Source organism: Kitasatospora viridis (assembly GCF_007829815.1).
Lineage (GTDB): Bacteria > Actinomycetota > Actinomycetes > Streptomycetales > Streptomycetaceae > Kitasatospora > Kitasatospora viridis.
Genome location: NZ_VIWT01000001.1, coordinates 3,899,287 through 3,914,479, shown reverse-complemented (window position 1 = coordinate 3,914,479; position 15,193 = coordinate 3,899,287). Strand labels below are relative to the sequence as shown.

At 74.7% G+C, this 15,193-nt stretch carries 13 protein-coding genes and 1 pseudogene; 8 read left to right on the top strand and 6 right to left on the bottom strand.

Annotated elements, in window-relative coordinates; all coding sequences use genetic code 11:
- Positions 1-36: 36 nt before the first annotated feature.
- Positions 37-891, bottom strand: coding sequence for a MurR/RpiR family transcriptional regulator (locus FHX73_RS17530; RefSeq protein ID WP_145905894.1), 855 nt, complete (start codon positions 889-891; stop codon positions 37-39).
- A 190-nt stretch (positions 892-1,081) separates the two neighbouring features.
- Between FHX73_RS17530 and FHX73_RS17525 the strand changes: the two genes are divergently transcribed.
- Positions 1,082-1,510, top strand: a complete 429-nt coding sequence (locus FHX73_RS17525) for a hypothetical protein (RefSeq protein WP_145905893.1) — start codon at positions 1,082-1,084, stop codon at positions 1,508-1,510.
- A gap of 34 nt (positions 1,511-1,544) precedes the next feature.
- On the opposite strand, the gene hutH is transcribed toward FHX73_RS17525, so the two are convergent.
- On the bottom strand, positions 1,545-3,119 hold the full coding sequence (hutH, locus tag FHX73_RS17520; protein ID WP_145905892.1) for a histidine ammonia-lyase: 1,575 nt from the start codon (positions 3,117-3,119) through the stop codon (positions 1,545-1,547).
- Between the two features lie 114 nt (positions 3,120-3,233).
- Here hutH and fdhD point away from each other — a divergent pair, with 114 nt between their 5' ends.
- Positions 3,234-4,055: a formate dehydrogenase accessory sulfurtransferase FdhD gene (gene fdhD / locus FHX73_RS17515; RefSeq protein ID WP_145905891.1), complete on the top strand. Its 822-nt coding sequence runs from the start codon at positions 3,234-3,236 to the stop codon at positions 4,053-4,055.
- Positions 4,056-4,692: 637 nt separating this feature from the next.
- Here fdhD and FHX73_RS46300 read toward each other — a convergent pair.
- From FHX73_RS46300 to FHX73_RS17500, 3 genes and pseudogenes are all read right to left on the bottom strand, one after another.
- A pseudogene (locus FHX73_RS46300) lies at positions 4,693-5,817 on the bottom strand (GGDEF domain-containing protein); the annotation flags it as partial.
- Between the two features lie 171 nt (positions 5,818-5,988).
- Positions 5,989-7,158 carry an adenylate/guanylate cyclase domain-containing protein gene (locus FHX73_RS17505; protein ID WP_425461392.1) on the bottom strand — a complete coding sequence of 390 codons (1,170 nt, stop codon included), beginning with the start codon at positions 7,156-7,158 and terminating at the stop codon, positions 5,989-5,991.
- 195 nt (positions 7,159-7,353) lie between these two features.
- The gene (locus tag FHX73_RS17500; RefSeq protein ID WP_145905889.1) at positions 7,354-8,244 is read right to left on the bottom strand and encodes a biotin--[acetyl-CoA-carboxylase] ligase; all 891 of its coding nucleotides are present in this window, start codon (positions 8,242-8,244) and stop codon (positions 7,354-7,356) included.
- 215 nt (positions 8,245-8,459) lie between these two features.
- On the opposite strand from FHX73_RS17500, the gene FHX73_RS17495 reads away from it, so the two are divergent.
- From FHX73_RS17495 to FHX73_RS17470, 6 genes are all read left to right on the top strand, one after another.
- A complete protein-coding gene (locus FHX73_RS17495) occupies positions 8,460-10,058 on the top strand; it encodes an acyl-CoA carboxylase subunit beta (protein ID WP_145905888.1) in 1,599 nt (532 codons plus the stop codon).
- A gap of 33 nt (positions 10,059-10,091) precedes the next feature.
- On the top strand, positions 10,092-10,313 hold the full coding sequence (locus FHX73_RS17490; RefSeq protein WP_145905887.1) for an acyl-CoA carboxylase subunit epsilon: 222 nt from the start codon (positions 10,092-10,094) through the stop codon (positions 10,311-10,313).
- Positions 10,314-10,389: 76 nt separating this feature from the next.
- On the top strand, positions 10,390-10,518 hold the full coding sequence (gene mmpB / locus FHX73_RS47215; protein WP_281292686.1) for a morphogenic membrane protein MmpB: 129 nt from the start codon (positions 10,390-10,392) through the stop codon (positions 10,516-10,518).
- 47 nt (positions 10,519-10,565) lie between these two features.
- Positions 10,566-11,168 (top strand): nucleoside triphosphate pyrophosphatase, encoded by a 603-nt coding sequence (locus FHX73_RS17480; RefSeq protein WP_145905885.1) that lies wholly within the window; start codon positions 10,566-10,568, stop codon positions 11,166-11,168.
- Between the two features lie 107 nt (positions 11,169-11,275).
- A complete protein-coding gene (locus FHX73_RS17475) occupies positions 11,276-12,034 on the top strand; it encodes a hypothetical protein (RefSeq protein WP_145905884.1) in 759 nt (252 codons plus the stop codon).
- 208 nt (positions 12,035-12,242) lie between these two features.
- Complete coding sequence (locus FHX73_RS17470; protein WP_145905883.1) at positions 12,243-14,021, top strand: acetyl/propionyl/methylcrotonyl-CoA carboxylase subunit alpha; 1,779 nt, start codon at positions 12,243-12,245, stop codon at positions 14,019-14,021.
- A gap of 77 nt (positions 14,022-14,098) precedes the next feature.
- Here the strand turns inward: FHX73_RS17470 and FHX73_RS17465 are convergent, their stop codons facing one another.
- The gene (locus FHX73_RS17465) at positions 14,099-15,025 is read right to left on the bottom strand and encodes a DeoR/GlpR family DNA-binding transcription regulator (RefSeq protein WP_246213851.1); all 927 of its coding nucleotides are present in this window, start codon (positions 15,023-15,025) and stop codon (positions 14,099-14,101) included.
- Positions 15,026-15,193: the final 168 nt, after the last annotated feature.

Below are 15,193 nucleotides of genomic sequence, written 5' to 3'. Positions count from 1 at the left end.
CCACCCCCCGTCGGTCCTGTCAAGGGGATGCCCGGTTTACTCCAGGAACAGTCCTCGGGCCGCCGCCGACTGCTCGATCTCCTCCAACCGGGCTTCGGCGTCCGGCAGTTCGTCGCACATCGTCTGCAACAGGACCCGGCCCAGCACCATCGGCGCGCAGGCGGTGTCGAAGACCAGTCCGGTGCCCACCTCGGCCGGCAGGATCAGGTCGGAGAGCTTGGCCACCGGCGCGAAGACGCTGTCCGCCACGGTCAGCACGGTCAGCCCGCAGTCCCGGGCCACCGCCAGGGCGTCCATCAGCTCCCGGGGGTAGCGGGGCAGCGCGAAGCAGAGCAGCGCGCTGGCACCGGCCGCCGCGCACCGCTCGATCCGGTCGGCCAGCATCGAGCCGCCCTCGTCCAGCAGCCGGATGTCGGGGTGCACCTTGGCGGCGAAGTAGGCGAAGCCGTGCGCCTGCGCCGAGGCGGCCCGCAGGCCCAGCACCGGCAGCGGCCGGGAGGCGGCGAGCAGCCGGGCCGCCCGGACGATCGGCTCCGGGTCGGCCAGCAGTTCGGCGAGCCGGCGCAGGTGGGCGATCTCGGCCAGCACCGCCTGCTGGTGCTCGTTGCGCACCGCGTCGCCGGGGCTCTCGGGCGGGGCCGGCTCGCCGCCCAGTTCGCGCAGCCGGCGGCGCAGCGCCGGGTAGCCGTCGTAGCCGAGCGCCACCGCGAACCGGGTGACCGAGGGCTGGCTGACGCCGGCCAGTTCGGCCACCTCGACGCTGGACAGGAACGGCGCCTCGGCGGCGTGCCGGACCAGCGCGTGCGCGATCCGCCGCTGGGTCGGGGTGAGCCGGTGTCCGTCGAAGAGTTCCAGCAGGCGGGCGGACGGGCCCAGGGACGACTCGGTCATCTGCGGGGGTCCCTTCGGGCGGTGGATGTCCGATCGACTGTGCAGCAGGGGCGGCACGACCGGCAATGATGTCTCGCACCCCGGACTGCCGACGCGGCGGGGGCGGGTGCTCTCAGGGTCACCCTGATTTCCCCCTGAGCGGCCGGGTGCGGACTGGACCGGGCGGCGTCCGGTGCCCGAACCTGTCTGCATGCAGCCTTCCGCGCCCGGACTCCCCGGACAGCACCACCGCACCGAGCTCCGCAAGGACCTGGACGCCGCCATCGAGACCCGCCGCGAGCTCGGGCCGGAGTACGAGTCCGAGCTGGTCGACGCCTTCCTGGCGCGGATCGACTCCCGGCTGGACGCCCGGGTCGAGCAGCGGGTGGCCGAGCGGCTGGCCGAGCTGGGCCACGAGCAGCCACGCCGCCACGGCAAGTTCGGTTCGCTCGGCTACCTGCCCTACACCTCGCTGGTGATGGCGGTCCCGCTGACCGGCATCGGCGTGGCGGTGATGGGCGGCTTCGGCGTGGTGGTCGCCTGGGCCGGGATCGTCGGCGTCAACCTGGCGGCCGCGCTCGGCGGGCAGCGGGAGCAGGAGCAGCGGCGCCGGACCGCCGCCCGGAGCGAGTGGGCCTGACGGATCGCCAGGCCCACTCGCTGTCGGGCGGGCGTCAGGCCAGCGGGCCGGTGACCGACTCGACGGCCGTGACCAGGGCGCCGGAGGCGACCAGGGCCTCGGCGGCGTCCAGGTCGGGCGCCAGGAAGCGGTCCCGCCCGGCACCGCCGACGCCGGCCGCCCGGGCCGCGGCGAGCGCGGCGGCGCTGGCCGGCGCCAGGGTGGCGGCGGAGTCGGCGGTGCGGATCTCCAGCGCGCGGGCGGCGGCGGTCAGCTCGACGGCCAGGATCCGACCGAGGTTGTCGACCGCCTGGCGCAGCTTGCGGGCCGCGGACCAGCCCATCGAGACGTGGTCCTCCTGCATCGCCGAGGACGGGATGGAGTCCACCGAGGCGGGCACGGCGAGCCGCTTGTTCTCGCTGACCAGGGCGGCCTGGGTGTACTGAGCGATCATCAGACCGGAGTCCACGCCCGGGTCGTCGGCCAGGAAGGCCGGCAGGCCGTGCGAGCGGGCCTTGTCGAGCAGCCGGTCGGTGCGCCGCTCGGAGATCGAGCCGAGGTCGGCGGCGGCGATCGCCAGGAAGTCCAGCACGTAGGCGACCGGGGCGCCGTGGAAGTTGCCGTTCGACTCGACCCGGCCGTCCGGCAGCACCACCGGGTTGTCGACCGAGGCGGCGAGCTCGCGCTCGGCCACCGTGCGGGCGTGCGCCAGGGTGTCCCGGCCCGCGCCGGCCACCTGCGGGGCGCAGCGGATCGAGTAGGCGTCCTGCACCCGGGGGGCGTCGTCCTGGTGGTGCCCGGTCAGGCCGGAGCCCTGGAGCACGGCGAGCATGTTGGCGGCGCTGAGGGCCTGGCCGGGGTGCGGGCGGATCGGCGCGTGCAGCTCGGGGGCGAGCACCTTCTCCGAGCCGAGCAGCGCCTCCAGGGTCATGGCGGCGGTGATGTCGGCGGTGGTGAACAGCCGGGAGAGGTCGGCGATGGCCATCACCAGCATGCCGAGCATGCCGTCGGTGCCGTTGATGAGGGCCAGGCCCTCCTTCTCCAGCAGCTCGACCGGGCTGATGCCGGCCGCGGCGAGCAGCTCGCCGGCCGGGTGCTCGGCGCCGTCCGGGCCGTAGGCGAGGCCCTCGCCCATCAGCACCAGGGCGCAGTGCGAGAGCGGCGCGAGGTCGCCGGAGCAGCCCAGCGAGCCGTACTCGCGGACCACCGGGGTGATGCCGGCGTTCAGGATCGCGGCCATGGTCTCGGCGACCAGCGGGCGCACGCCGGTGCGGCCGGAGGCCAGGGTCTTCAGCCGCAGGAACATCAGCGCGCGGGTCACCTCGCGCTCGACCGCCGGGCCCATGCCGGCGGCGTGCGAGCGGACCAGCGAGCGCTGGAGCTGGGCGCGCAGCTCGGGGCTGATGTGGCGCACGGCGAGCGCGCCGAAACCGGTGGAGACGCCGTAGACCGGGCGCGGCTCGGCGGCCAGCGCGTCGATCCGGGCGCGCGAGACGGCCATCTCGGCCAGCGCGTCCGGGCCGAGCTCGATCCGGGCGTTGCCGCGCGCGACCGCGAGCACGTCCTCGGCGGTGACGTCGGCCTTGCCGACCTGAACGACCGGCGCGTCAGCGGCCGGAGCACTGTGCATATCCATATGCACTATCAGATCAGCTGAATGAAGATATGACAACTATGCGAGAGCAAGGTTCACCCATGCCTCATCCTGGTCCACGAAGGGTCGGCACGACGGAAGGCGGAGGCGATGACACGGGCGACGGCACGGCGCCGGGTGGTGCGGCTGCGCGGGGCGGAACACGGCAGCCGGCCGGACACCCTGGCAGCCGAGGAGCCGCTGGAGATCCGGATCGGCGGCGAGCCGCTCACCGTCACCATGCGCACCCCGGGCCAGGACTTCGACCTGGTGGCCGGCTTCCTGGTCGGCGAGGGCCTGCTGCACCGCACCGACCAGTTGGCCGCACTGCGCTACTGCGCCGGCACCGACGAGGCCGGCGCCAACACCTACAACGTGGTGGACGCGACCCTGCGCGGCGCCCCCGCGCTGCCGCTCTCCGCCCACCGCACCCTGCTCACCACCAGCGCCTGCGGCCTGTGCGGCCGGGACACCGTGGACGCCGTGCGCACCCACGTGCGCTGGCCGGTGGCCGCCGACCCGCTCACCGTGGACCCCGCGGTGCTCTACGCCCTGCCGGAGCGCCTGCGGGCCGCCCAGCGCACCTTCGACTCCACCGGCGGACTGCACGCGGCCGGCCTGTTCACCGCCGCGGGCGAACTGCTCTGCGCCCGCGAGGACGTCGGGCGGCACAACGCGGTGGACAAGGTGATCGGCTGGGCGCTGCGCGAGGGCCGGCTGCCGCTCACCGGGCACCTGCTGCTGGTCAGCGGGCGGGCCTCGTTCGAGCTGACCCAGAAGGCCGCGCTGGCCGGGCTGCCGCTGCTGGCCGCCGTCTCGGCCCCCTCCTCGCTCGCCGCCGACCTGGCCGAGGAGCTGGGCCTGACCCTGGTCGGCTTCCTGCGCGGCGAGCAGGCCAACGTCTACACCCGGCCCGAACGCATCGTCGGCTGACCCGCCGTCAGGAGGGCGGCGGCGAGGCCGGGCCGGCCAGCGCCACCGCGACCAGCGCCCGCAGCGCCGCGGCCGCCTGGCCCAGCGGCAGCGTGGCGTCGTCCGCGAACAGCTCGACCAGCCAGCCGCCCGCCGGGTTCGCCCCGCCGGCCGCGACCATCCCCTGGTAGCCGCCGACCACCAGCACCGCCTCCTCGGCCGGGTCGTTGCCGGCCGCCCCGGTGCGCAGCGCGAAGCTGCCGCCGAGCACGGCGCGCCGGGTGAGCGGGTAGTGGTCGAGGTCGAAGACCGCGTCCGGGGCCTCGATCCGGGCCCGCTGGTTCTCCGCCCGGCGGGCGGCGGCGGGGGTGAGCGTGCCGTCGGGGCCGCTGGTCATCCGGTAGACCGCGTGCTGCGCGGTGTGCATCAGCAGGGAGCCGGGCGGCACGTAGGAGATCCACCAGGCCACCGCGTCCAGCAGCCGGGCGGCGGTCTCGGCCACCACCACGAGCCGGCCCATGGTGTCGGCCGGGTGCAGCGCCGGGCCGCCGCCGTCCTGGTCCAGCGCGGCCAGCACCGTGGCCAGCAGCTGGCCCGGGTCGGCGCTGTGCGCAGCGCCGCGGAACCGCCGCCGGTCGCCGTGCGGGCCGCGCACCGCGCCGGCCGCCGGGCGGCCCCGGCCGTCGGCCCGGTGCTGCGGGTCGGCCGAGTCGGCGAGCAGCACGGTCGGGTCGGGGGCGCTGCCGGGGCCGTGGCTGCGCCCGGCCACCACCGGGTGCGGGGCCCGGGCGGCCTTGGCCCGGTACTGCGCCGCGTCGGCCAGCCGGAACAGCCGGTCGGGGGTGGAGACCGGGCCGATCGCGTCGCCGGTGGAGGCGATCCCGCAGGCCACCCCCTCGCCGTCGGCCAGCAGCAGCGCCCGGGCGCACAGCTCCTCGGCCACCTCGACCACCTCGTCCGCCTTCTGACCCTGCGCCAGCAGGCAGAACTCGTCCCCGCCGAGCCGGGCGGCGAGCGAGCCGGGCAGCTTGGCGCCGGCCATCGAGAGCTGGTTGGCGAAGCGCTCCAGCAGCCGGTCGCCCATCTCGTGGCCGTGCCGGTCGTTGATCCGCTTGAGCCCGTTGACGTCGCAGACCACCAGCGAGACGACCGTGCCGTCCTGGTTGTGCGCGGCCAGCGCGGACTCCAGCCGGGCGTCCACCGCGCGGCGGTTGGCCAGGCCGGTCAGCGGGTCGGTGAAGGCCAGCCGGCGCAGGTCGGCCAGCCGCTCGGTCTGCGCCAGGCCGGCCGAGACCTGGGCGGCCAGCAGGGTGGCGTACTGCGCGTCGGTCTCGGTGAAGACCGGCAGCCCGGCGCCGCGGGCCAGGTAGAGCTCGCCCCAGGCCTGGCCGTGCAGCACGATCGGCGCGACCAGGCAGCAGGACCGCCCGCGGCGGCGCAGCCCGGCGGCCCGCTCCCGGCAGAACGCGGCGGCGCCGGCGAACCCGGCCTGCTCGCCCGGCAGCGCGTCCTCGGCGGTCTGCACCCAGGCCCGGGGCAGCTTGCCGGTGGTCCAGTGCTCGTCCAGGTAGGTGACGATCTCCGGGAAGTCCGCCACCGGGTAGGACTCGTCGTCCGGGATCTCCTCCTCGCCGGCCGCCAGTTGCCCGTGGTTGACCAGCACCCGCAGCCGCCCGGACTCGCGGTCCCAGACCGAGATCGCCGCCATCGTGGCGTCCAGCGCCGCGGTGGCCCGGGTGGCGGCCGCGCGCACCGCCTCCAGCGCGCTCTGCGCCCCGGCCATGTCCTGGGCCAGCTCCACCACGGCCTGCAGCCGTCGGTCCAGCCCACGGGCCGTCAGTTCGTCGGGGGCCGGGCTCTGAGGGTGTTCCAGGTCCGCCATCACGGCACCAGAGTAGGGCGAATCACCCGGATCGGGGCGGATCCCCCGAAAACCACCAGGAGACCCGCGCACTCAGTGGGTCGGCGACTTGATCCACCGGGTCAGCAGCCAGGGTTCGACCAGCCCGAGCCCGCGGACCGGCCGGCGCCACATCGCCTGCAGGTGGAACCGCGGCGAACCGGTGCCGGGGGCCGGCGGGCCGACCAGGCCGAGCGGCGAGCCGGAGGCCGCGGCCAGCGCCTCGGCCAGCTGCGACTGGGTGGTGCCGGTGCCGTCCTGCGCGCCCTGGGCGCCGGCCCCGGCCTGCTCCAGCACGGCGGCGAACTCGCCGTCGATCAGCACCGCGTCGCGCTGCGCGATCGAGGTCAGCCGGCTGGCCAGGTTGACCGTGGTGCCGAAGACGTCGCCCATCCGGGAGGTGACGGTGCCGAAGGCCATGCCGACCCGCAGTGCCGGGATCGCCTCGTCCTGGGTCAGCGTCTCGACCAGCCCGAGCGCGATCTCCGCGGCGGTCACCGGGTCCTCGGAGACGAAGAGGATCTCGTCGCCCAGGGTCTTGATCAGCCGGCCGCCCTGACCCGCGATCAGGTCGGCGCAGGTGGACTCGAAGGTCTCGACCAGCGAGCCGAGCTCCTCCTCCTCCAGCCGCCGGGAGAGCCGGGTGAAGCCGACCAGGTCGGCGAAGCCCACCGCGAGCCGGCCGCTGGTGATCTCGGTGTCCTCGGCGACCTGCACCACCCGGCCGGTGACCGCGGCCAGCTGGCGGCGCCAGACGTAGACCAGGAACTGCTCCAGCTCCGGCAGCAGCAGCTCGACCAGCGGGTAGGCCACCTCGGCCCGGGAGAGCCCGGGCTCGGCGGCCTGGGTGAGGTTCTCCAGGAAGGTGTCCATCTGCCAGCCGGCCAGCCTGGCGGTGGTCTGGCCGGTGGACCGGGCCACCTGGATCGCCATCGCCTCGTTGATCAGCCCGGACTCCACCAGGCCGGCCAGGCGGCGCAGTGCGATCACGTCGCCGTCGTTCAGCGCCCGGGACTGGCCGATGTCGGGGAAGCCCATGGCGCGCCAGAACCGGGTGGCCAGCTCCATCGGCACCTCGGCGGTGCGGGCGGCCTGGTAGGGGGTGTAGCGGCGCGGGGCCCCCAGGATCAGCTCCTCCAGGTCGAGCGCCACGTTCGGGTCCGCCGCGCCCGAATCACCGCCGCGCGCACCGTCCTCGGGCGCCTGCCCGTCGTCGTCTGCCACCGGTCCGTCCCCGTGCGGTCGCCGCACTTGCCGTAGGTCCCATCCGTGTGAGCACCCCGCCGCCCGCGGACAGTGGCGCGCCTCACACCGTGCAGGGGGAATCGTCGCACGGAATTCGCCGATCCGGAGCATCCGGAGGGTAAAGGCCGTGGTTGCGGCAGGTCCGCCACGCGCCGGGCGCGCCCCGGCGCGGGCTCAGCGCGGCTGCGGCCGCACGTGCACCACGTCGCCCGCGCCGACGGCCTGACGGCTGCCGTCGGCGGTGCGCACCACCAGGCGGCCGTCGGTGTCCAGCGCCACCGCCTCGCCCAGCAGCTCCCGCTCGCCGGGCAGTTGCACCCGCACCTGGCGGCCGAGCGTGGTGCAGCGCGCGGTGTAGGCCGGCAGCAGGCCGCTGGCCTGCGGGTCGCCGGCCGCCGCCTGCCACTCGCCGTACAGCTCGGCGAACTCGCGCAGCAGCGCCCGCAGCAGGGTGTCCCGGTCGGTGACCTCGGCGCCGGCCAGCGCCAGCGAGGCGGCGGTGGGCACCGGCAGCTCCTCCTGGCGCAGCGTCACGTTCAGGCCCAGGCCCGCCACCACGGCGTCGCCGGTCAGCTCGGTGAGGATGCCGCCGAGCTTGCGCTCGGTGCCGTCGACCTCCGCCTGGAGGTCGTTGGGCCACTTCAGGCCGACCTGCACCCCGGCCACCCGGTGGACCGTGGTGGCCACCGAGACCCCGATCAGGATCGGCAGCCAGCCGAGGCGCTCGCGCGGCACGGTGGGGCGCAGCAGCACCGACAGGAAGAGGCCGGAGCGGGCGGGGGCGGACCAGCGGCGGTCCAGCCGGCCGCGCCCGGCGTCCTGCCGCTCGGCGACCAGCACGGCGCCCTCGGGCGCGCCGGTCCGCGAGCGCTCGGTCAGGTCGGTGTTGGTGGAGCCGGTCAGCTCGACCACGTCCAGCGCGGTCCACAGGCCGCCGGGGACCACCAGGTCGCGGCGCAGCGCCGCGGCGTCCAGCGGCGGGCGGTCCAGGTCGGTCCAGGGGGACGGGCCGGCGTGGCCGAAACCACGCAGCCCGCTGCGGCGGGGACGGTCGGCGTCGGTCATGGCCCCACACTAGAGGGGCGCACCGCGACGGCGTGCGACGCAGGCCGTAGGCCGCCCCATCGTGCCGCAGAACGGTCGGTTGACACACTGTGTCGCTGGCCATAACGCCCGGGGCACCGGGCTGGTTAGGCTACCCGGCGGTAGACCGTGGGCACCGCCCTGCCCCGGCCCTCCGTCACCCTCCACCGCGTCGCTCACGTGAGGAACTCCCCCGGATGACCGACCTGTCCACCTCTGCGGACCCCCACACCACCGCCGGCAAGCTCGCCGATCTGCGCCGGCGGATCGACGAGGCGGTGCACTCCGGCTCGGCCGCGGCGGTCGAGAAGCAGCACGCCAAGGGCAAGCTGACGGCCCGTGAGCGAGTGCTCGAACTGCTGGACGAGGACTCCTTCGTGGAGTTCGACGAGTTCGCCCGGCACCGCTCGACCAACTTCGGCCAGCAGAAGAACCGCCCGTACGGCGACGGCGTGGTGACCGGCTACGGCACCGTGGACGGCCGTCAGGTCGCGGTCTTCGCCCAGGACTTCACGGTCTTCGGCGGCTCGCTCGGCGAGGTCTTCGGCGAGAAGATCGTCAAGGTGATGGACTTCGCCCTGAAGACCGGCGTCCCGGTGATCGGGATCAACGACTCCGGCGGCGCCCGGATCCAGGAGGGCGTGGTCTCGCTCGGCCTGTACGGCGAGATCTTCCGCCGCAACGTGCACGCCTCCGGGGTGATCCCGCAGATCTCGCTGATCATGGGCCCGTGCGCGGGCGGCGCGGTCTACTCCCCCGCGATCACCGACTTCGTGGTGATGGCCGATCAGACCTCGCACATGTTCATCACCGGCCCCGACGTGATCAAGACGGTCACCGGCGAGGACGTCGGGATGGAGGAGCTGGGCGGCGCCCGGGCCCACAACACCAAGTCCGGCAACGCGCACTACCTGGCCGCGGACGAGAAGGAGGCGATCGACTACGTCAAGAGCCTGCTCTCGTACCTGCCCTCGAACAACCTCAGCGACCCGCCGGCCTACCCCGAGCAGGCCGACCTGGAGGTCTCCGAGCTGGACCTGGAGCTGGACACCATCGTCCCGGACTCCGCCAACCAGCCGTACGACATGCGCAAGGTGATCGAGCACGTGCTCGACGACGGTGACTTCCTGGAGACCCAGCCGCTCTACGCCGGCAACATCGTCACCGGCTTCGGCCGGGTCGAGGGCCACCCGGTCGGCGTGGTCGGCAACCAGCCGATGGACCTGGCCGGCTGCCTGGACATCGCGGCCAGCGAGAAGGCCGCCCGGTTCGTGCGCACCTGCGACAGCTTCAACATCCCGGTGCTGACCTTCGTGGACGTGCCCGGCTTCCTGCCCGGCACCGGCCAGGAGTGGGACGGCATCATCCGCCGCGGCGCCAAGCTGATCTACGCCTACGCCGAGGCCACCGTGCCGCTGATCACCGTGATCACCCGCAAGGCCTTCGGCGGCGCCTACGACGTGATGGGCTCCAAGCACCTGGGCGCCGACCTCAACCTGGCCTGGCCGACCGCGCAGATCGCGGTGATGGGCGCGCAGGGCGCGGCCAACATCGTCTACCGCCGGGAGCTGGCCGAGGCCGCCGCGGCCGGGCAGGACGTCGAGGCCCGCCGCGCCGAGCTGGTCGCCGACTACGAGGACACCCTGCTCAACCCGTACCTGGCGGCCGAGCGCGGCTACGTGGACGCGGTGATCGCGCCCTCCGAGACCCGCAAGCACATCGTCCGGGGCCTGCGGGCGCTGCGCGGCAAGCGCGAGGTGCTGCCGCCGAAGAAGCACGGCAACATCCCCCTGTAGGCCCGCGACCCGGAACCCCCGGAAGGACAGCCGATGCCCGAGATCCACGTGCTGCACGGGCAGCCGACCCCCGAGGAGCTGGCCACCGTCCTGGCGGTGGTCCATTCCCGGGCCGCCGCCGCACAGGCCGCCGCCGAGGCGGCCCGCCGGACGGCCGGCGGCCCGGCCTCCCCGTGGACCGACCGTTCGCGCGCCATGCGCCGGATGCCCGCCGCCGGGCCGAACGCCTGGCGCACCTCCGGCTGGGCCCGCTGACGGCCGGGCCCGCCGACGGCCGCGCCTGAGTACCCGTACTCAGGCGTTTCCGGGCGGATCGGGGCAGACTGGCGCAATGCTCTGGTCCGATCCGCCCGACGAGGCCTCCCCGCAGGCCCGCCGGACCGCCGCGCTGCTGCGCCGCACCGCCCGCCTGCTCGCCCTCGCCGTGGTCCTGCTGGCCCTGGCCCTGATGATCCACTGATCCCGGGTCCGGCCGGGCCGCCGGCTGCCTGGCCCTAGGGTTGGGCCATGACTGATCGTCGGACCCTGGTCCTCGCCTCCGCCTCCCCCGCCCGGCTGGGTCTGCTCCGGCAGGCCGGCCTCGACCCGCAGGTGATCGTCAGCGGGGTGGACGAGTCCGCGCTGACCGCCGCCACCCCCGCCGAGCTGGCCCTGGTGCTGGCCGAGGCGAAGGCCGCCGCGGTGGCCGGGCAGCTGACGGACGGCCAGCTGGTGGTCGGCTGCGACTCGGTGCTGGAGCTGGACGGCCAGGCGCTCGGCAAGCCGGCCGACGCCGAGGAGGCGGTGGCCCGCTGGCGGGCGATGCGCGGGCGCAGCGGCGTGCTGCGCACCGGCCACTGCGTGATCGACACCGCGAACGGCCGCAGCTCCTCGGCCACCGCCTCCACCACCGTGCACTTCGGCCAGCCGGACGACGCCGAGGTCGCCGCCTACGTGGCCAGCGGCGAGCCGCTGCACGTGGCCGGCGCGTTCACCCTGGACGGCCGCTCGGCGCCGTTCGTCACCGGCATCGAGGGCGACCCGGGCAACGTGATCGGCCTCTCGCTGCCGCTGCTGCGCTCGCTGCTGGCCGACCTGGACGTCCGGATCACCGACCTCTGGGCCGACTGACCCGCGTCCGCCGGGCAGCGGCCCGGCGGACACCGGACCGGTGGCCCTGGGAGCCGGGCCACCCCGCCGCTAGGCTGGCGGGCGGGCGGCGTCCAGGGGAGGGGCCGATGAAGGACATCCTGCTCAACATCGCGATCGGGCTGGCGACCAGCGCGATCGGCGCGGTGGCCGGCCTGCTGCTGCAGTCGGCGCTGCGCCGCCGGGCCGCGGCGCGCCGGCAGGCCTTCTTCGGGCTGCCCGCCGGCACCGAGTGCCTGCTGGTGGTCCCCCGCTACATGGGCGGCTCCGGCAACCGCAGCGTGCACCGGGACGACGTCAGCGCGCTGATGGAGCTGGCCGTGCTGGTCGAGTCCTGCTCGGCCCGGCCGGAGATCGTCTCCCACGACCAGGTCCGCCAGGGCCTCGGCCGGCAGGCCGAGTTCTGCCTGGGCGGGCCGACCAGCAACGAGCGCACGGTGGCCCACCTGGGCTGGCGGCTGCCGGGCGTGCGCTTCGACTACGACCCGGACCGGCCCGACCCGGGCGCGATCGTGGTCGGCGACCGGGAGTTCCGCGAGGAGCCCACCGGCCCCGACGCACCGGGCTGCCGCTACGCCCTGCTGGCCCGGCTGGACCCGGAGGGCGGCGGCCGGCCGGTCTTCCTGATAGCCGGTCAGAACGCCGTCGCCAACCACGCCGCGGTCCGCTACCTGACCAACTCCCAGCGGGACCTGGTCCACCGTCAAGGAGCGCACGGTACCTTCGCGGTGGTACTGCGAGTGGTCAATCCGGAGCGTTACGGACCGGACGTGGTCGAGTTCGTGGCGGACGTGACCGCGAGCGCGACCGCGACCCCCGCCGCGGCCGCTCCGGCCCGCGCGAGCTGATGTGGCGAAGGCCACGGCGGCGGCGCCCCGGACGGGCGCGGGCCCGGCCCGCCGGGGGCTACGGTTGCCACCTGCGGTGTTCCCGCTGGGTGCGCGGACGGTCACGATCTGCGTCACGCTCCGTGTGGGCAAGCTCACCACCAGGGTCTACTCGCCGGTACCACCCCGTCATCCCTAGACTCCATCGAGGTTCAAGAAGGGAGCCACAGTGCGCAAGGTGCTCATCGCCAACCGCGGAGAAATCGCCGTCCGCGTCGCCAGGGCCTGCTCGGACGCCGGTATCGCCAGTGTCGCCGTCTACGCCGAGCCGGACCGGGACGCGCTGCACGTCCGCGCGGCCGACGAGGCCTACGCCCTCGGCGGCGACACCCCGGCGACCAGCTACCTGGACATCGCCAAGGTCCTCAAGGCGGCCGCCGACTCCGGGGCCGACGCCGTCCACCCCGGTTACGGCTTCCTGTCCGAGAACGCCGAGTTCGCCCAGGCCGTGCTGGACGCCGGCCTGATCTGGATCGGCCCGCCGCCGCAGGCGATCCGCGACCTCGGCGACAAGGTCACCGCCCGTCACGTCGCGCAGCGCGCCGGCGCCCCGCTGGTGGCCGGCACCCCCGACCCGGTCTCCGGGCCGGACGAGGTCGTCGCGTTCGCGACCGAGCACGGTCTGCCGGTGGCCATCAAGGCCGCCTTCGGCGGTGGCGGCCGCGGCCTCAAGGTCGCCCGCACCCTGGAGGAGATCCCGGAGCTGTTCGAGTCGGCGGTCCGCGAGGCGGTCGCCGCCTTCGGTCGCGGCGAGTGCTTCGTCGAGCGCTACCTGGACAACCCGCGGCACGTCGAGACCCAGTGCCTGGCCGACCAGCACGGCAACGTGGTGGTCGTCTCCACCCGTGACTGCTCGCTGCAGCGCCGGCACCAGAAGCTGGTCGAGGAGGCCCCGGCGCCGTTCCTGACCGAGGAGCAGAACGCCGAGCTGTACCGCGCCTCCAAGGCGATCCTGCGCGAGGCGGGCTACGTCGGCGCCGGCACCTGCGAGTTCCTGGTCGCCCTCGACGGCACCATCTCCTTCCTGGAGGTGAACACCCGCCTGCAGGTCGAGCACCCGGTCACCGAGGAGGTCACCGGCATCGACCTGGTCCGCGAGATGTTCCGGATCGCGGACGGCGAGGAGCTCGGCTACGACGACCCGAAGGTCTCGAAGCACTCCTTCGAGTTCCGGATCAACGGCGAGGACCCGGGCCGCAACTTCCTGCCCGCCCCCGGCACCGTGACCCTGTTCGCCCCGCCGTCCGGCCCGGGCGTGCGGCTGGACTCCGGCGTCGAGAGCGGCTCGGTGATCGGCCCCGCCTGGGACTCGCTGCTGGCCAAGCTGATCGTCACCGGCCGGGACCGCAAGCAGGCCCTGGAGCGGGCCCGGCGCGCGCTGGCCGAGTTCAAGGTGGAGGGCATGGCCACCGCCCTGCCGTTCCACCAGGCCGTGGTCGTGGACCCGGCGTTCGCGCCCGAGGTGCACGGCTCGGACGCCCCGTTCAGCGTCTACACCCGCTGGATCGAGACCGAGTTCGTCAACACCATCCCGCCGTTCGCCGGCGGTGCGGTGGACGGCGAGGAGCCGGACGGCCGGGAGACCGTGGTGGTCGAGGTCGGCGGCAAGCGGATCGAGGTCTCGCTGCCCGCCTCGCTCGGCGTGGGCAGCGCCCCCGCCGCGGGTGCCGGCCCGGCGACGGCCAAGGCCAAGCGCCGGGTGGGCCCGAAGAAGGCCGGCTCGGCGGTGTCCGGCGACACCCTGGCCTCGCCGATGCAGGGCACCATCGTGAAGGTCGCCGTGGCGGAGGGTCAGACCGTCGCCGAGGGCGAGCTGATCGTGGTCCTGGAGGCCATGAAGATGGAGCAGCCGCTCAACGCCCACAAGGCCGGCACCATCGTCGGCCTGAAGGCGGAGGTCGGCGCGAGCGTCAGCAGCGGCGCCGCGCTCTGCGAGATCAAGGACTGACCGGGATCGAGGGCTGACGCCCGGTCAGCCGCAGTACCCCGAGTGGCCCGCTGGTTGCGACCGGCGGGCCACCGGTGTCAGCGGGCGCCGGCCAGCCTGGTCGGCAGGTGGCCCGGGCCGGGCGGCGGACCGCCGTGGGTACCGGGGCGGCGCTGGCCGGGCAGCGGGGCGCCGCCGGGGCCGCGCCGCAGGCCGGGCTGCTGGGCCTGCTGCGGGTGCCGCTCCAGGCCCTGGTGGCCCGGTGGCTCGGCGGCCAGCCCGAGCGGCGCCAGGGCGATCTGCACCCCGCAGTCGGCCAACGCGTCGAGCTCGCGGGCGGTCGGGTCGTGGCCGGCCGCGTGCTCGTCGGTGACCAGCCGGGTCACCGCGTCGGTGGGCACCGTCTGGAACATGCTGTCCGTGCCGAGCTTGGTGTGGTCGGCGAGGACGATGACCTCGGCGGCCGACTGCACCAGAGCCCGGTCCACGCTCGCGGACAGCATGTTGGCGGTGGAGAGACCGCGCTCGGCGGTCAGCCCGCTGCCCGAGATGAAGGCCTTGGAGACCCTCAGCCCGTGCAGCGACTGCTCGGCTCCGCTGCCCACCAGGGCGTAGTTGGAACCGCGCAGGGTGCCGCCGGTCATCACCACCTCCACCCGGTTGGCGTGCGCGAGGGCCTGGGCGACCAGCAGGGAGTTGGTGACCACCGTCAGGCCCGGCACCCGGGCGAGGCGGCGGGCCAGCTCCTGGGTGGTCGTGCCGGCCCCGATCACCACCGCGTCGCCCTCTTCGACCAGGGTGGCCGCGAGGTCGGCGATGGCACTCTTCTCGGCGGCGGCGAGGTGGGTCTTCTGCGGGTACCCGGGCTCTCGGCTGAAGCCTCCGGGGAGCACCGCGCCGCCGTGCCGGCGGTCGAGCAGCCCTTCGGCCTCCAGCGCCCGCACGTCCCGCCGGACGGTGACTTCGGAGGTCTGGACGACGCGGGCAAGCTCGCGGAGCGACACGGCTCCGTTGGCCCGCACCATTTCGAGGATCAACTGGCGACGTTCTGCAGCAAACACAGAACCGACGGTAACCCCCATGACGGTCGGCTTTCAGGCGTTTGCCGCTAGTAACAGGAACTGCTCACCCTTACGCGGCGCGCACCCTTACAATGCGCGCCGACATGCCCCGGCGCACCCCCGCCGTCCGGG

Bases quoted from the DNA above. Each gene is read 5' to 3' on its own strand.
- FHX73_RS17530 (WP_145905894.1), bottom strand. From the start codon at position 891: ATGACCGAGTCGTCCCTGGGCCCGTCCGCCCGCCTGCTGGAACTCTTC.
- FHX73_RS17525 (WP_145905893.1), top strand. From the start codon at position 1,082: ATGCAGCCTTCCGCGCCCGGACTCCCCGGACAGCACCACCGCACCGAG.
- hutH (WP_145905892.1), bottom strand. From the start codon at position 3,119: ATGCACAGTGCTCCGGCCGCTGACGCGCCGGTCGTTCAGGTCGGCAAG.
- fdhD (WP_145905891.1), top strand. From the start codon at position 3,234: ATGACACGGGCGACGGCACGGCGCCGGGTGGTGCGGCTGCGCGGGGCG.
- FHX73_RS17500 (WP_145905889.1), bottom strand. From the start codon at position 8,244: ATGACCGACGCCGACCGTCCCCGCCGCAGCGGGCTGCGTGGTTTCGGC.
- FHX73_RS17495 (WP_145905888.1), top strand. From the start codon at position 8,460: ATGACCGACCTGTCCACCTCTGCGGACCCCCACACCACCGCCGGCAAG.
- FHX73_RS17490 (WP_145905887.1), top strand. From the start codon at position 10,092: ATGCCCGAGATCCACGTGCTGCACGGGCAGCCGACCCCCGAGGAGCTG.
- mmpB (WP_281292686.1), top strand. From the start codon at position 10,390: ATGCTCTGGTCCGATCCGCCCGACGAGGCCTCCCCGCAGGCCCGCCGG.
- FHX73_RS17480 (WP_145905885.1), top strand. From the start codon at position 10,566: ATGACTGATCGTCGGACCCTGGTCCTCGCCTCCGCCTCCCCCGCCCGG.
- FHX73_RS17475 (WP_145905884.1), top strand. From the start codon at position 11,276: ATGAAGGACATCCTGCTCAACATCGCGATCGGGCTGGCGACCAGCGCG.
- FHX73_RS17465 (WP_246213851.1), bottom strand. From the start codon at position 15,025: ATGGTGCGGGCCAACGGAGCCGTGTCGCTCCGCGAGCTTGCCCGCGTC.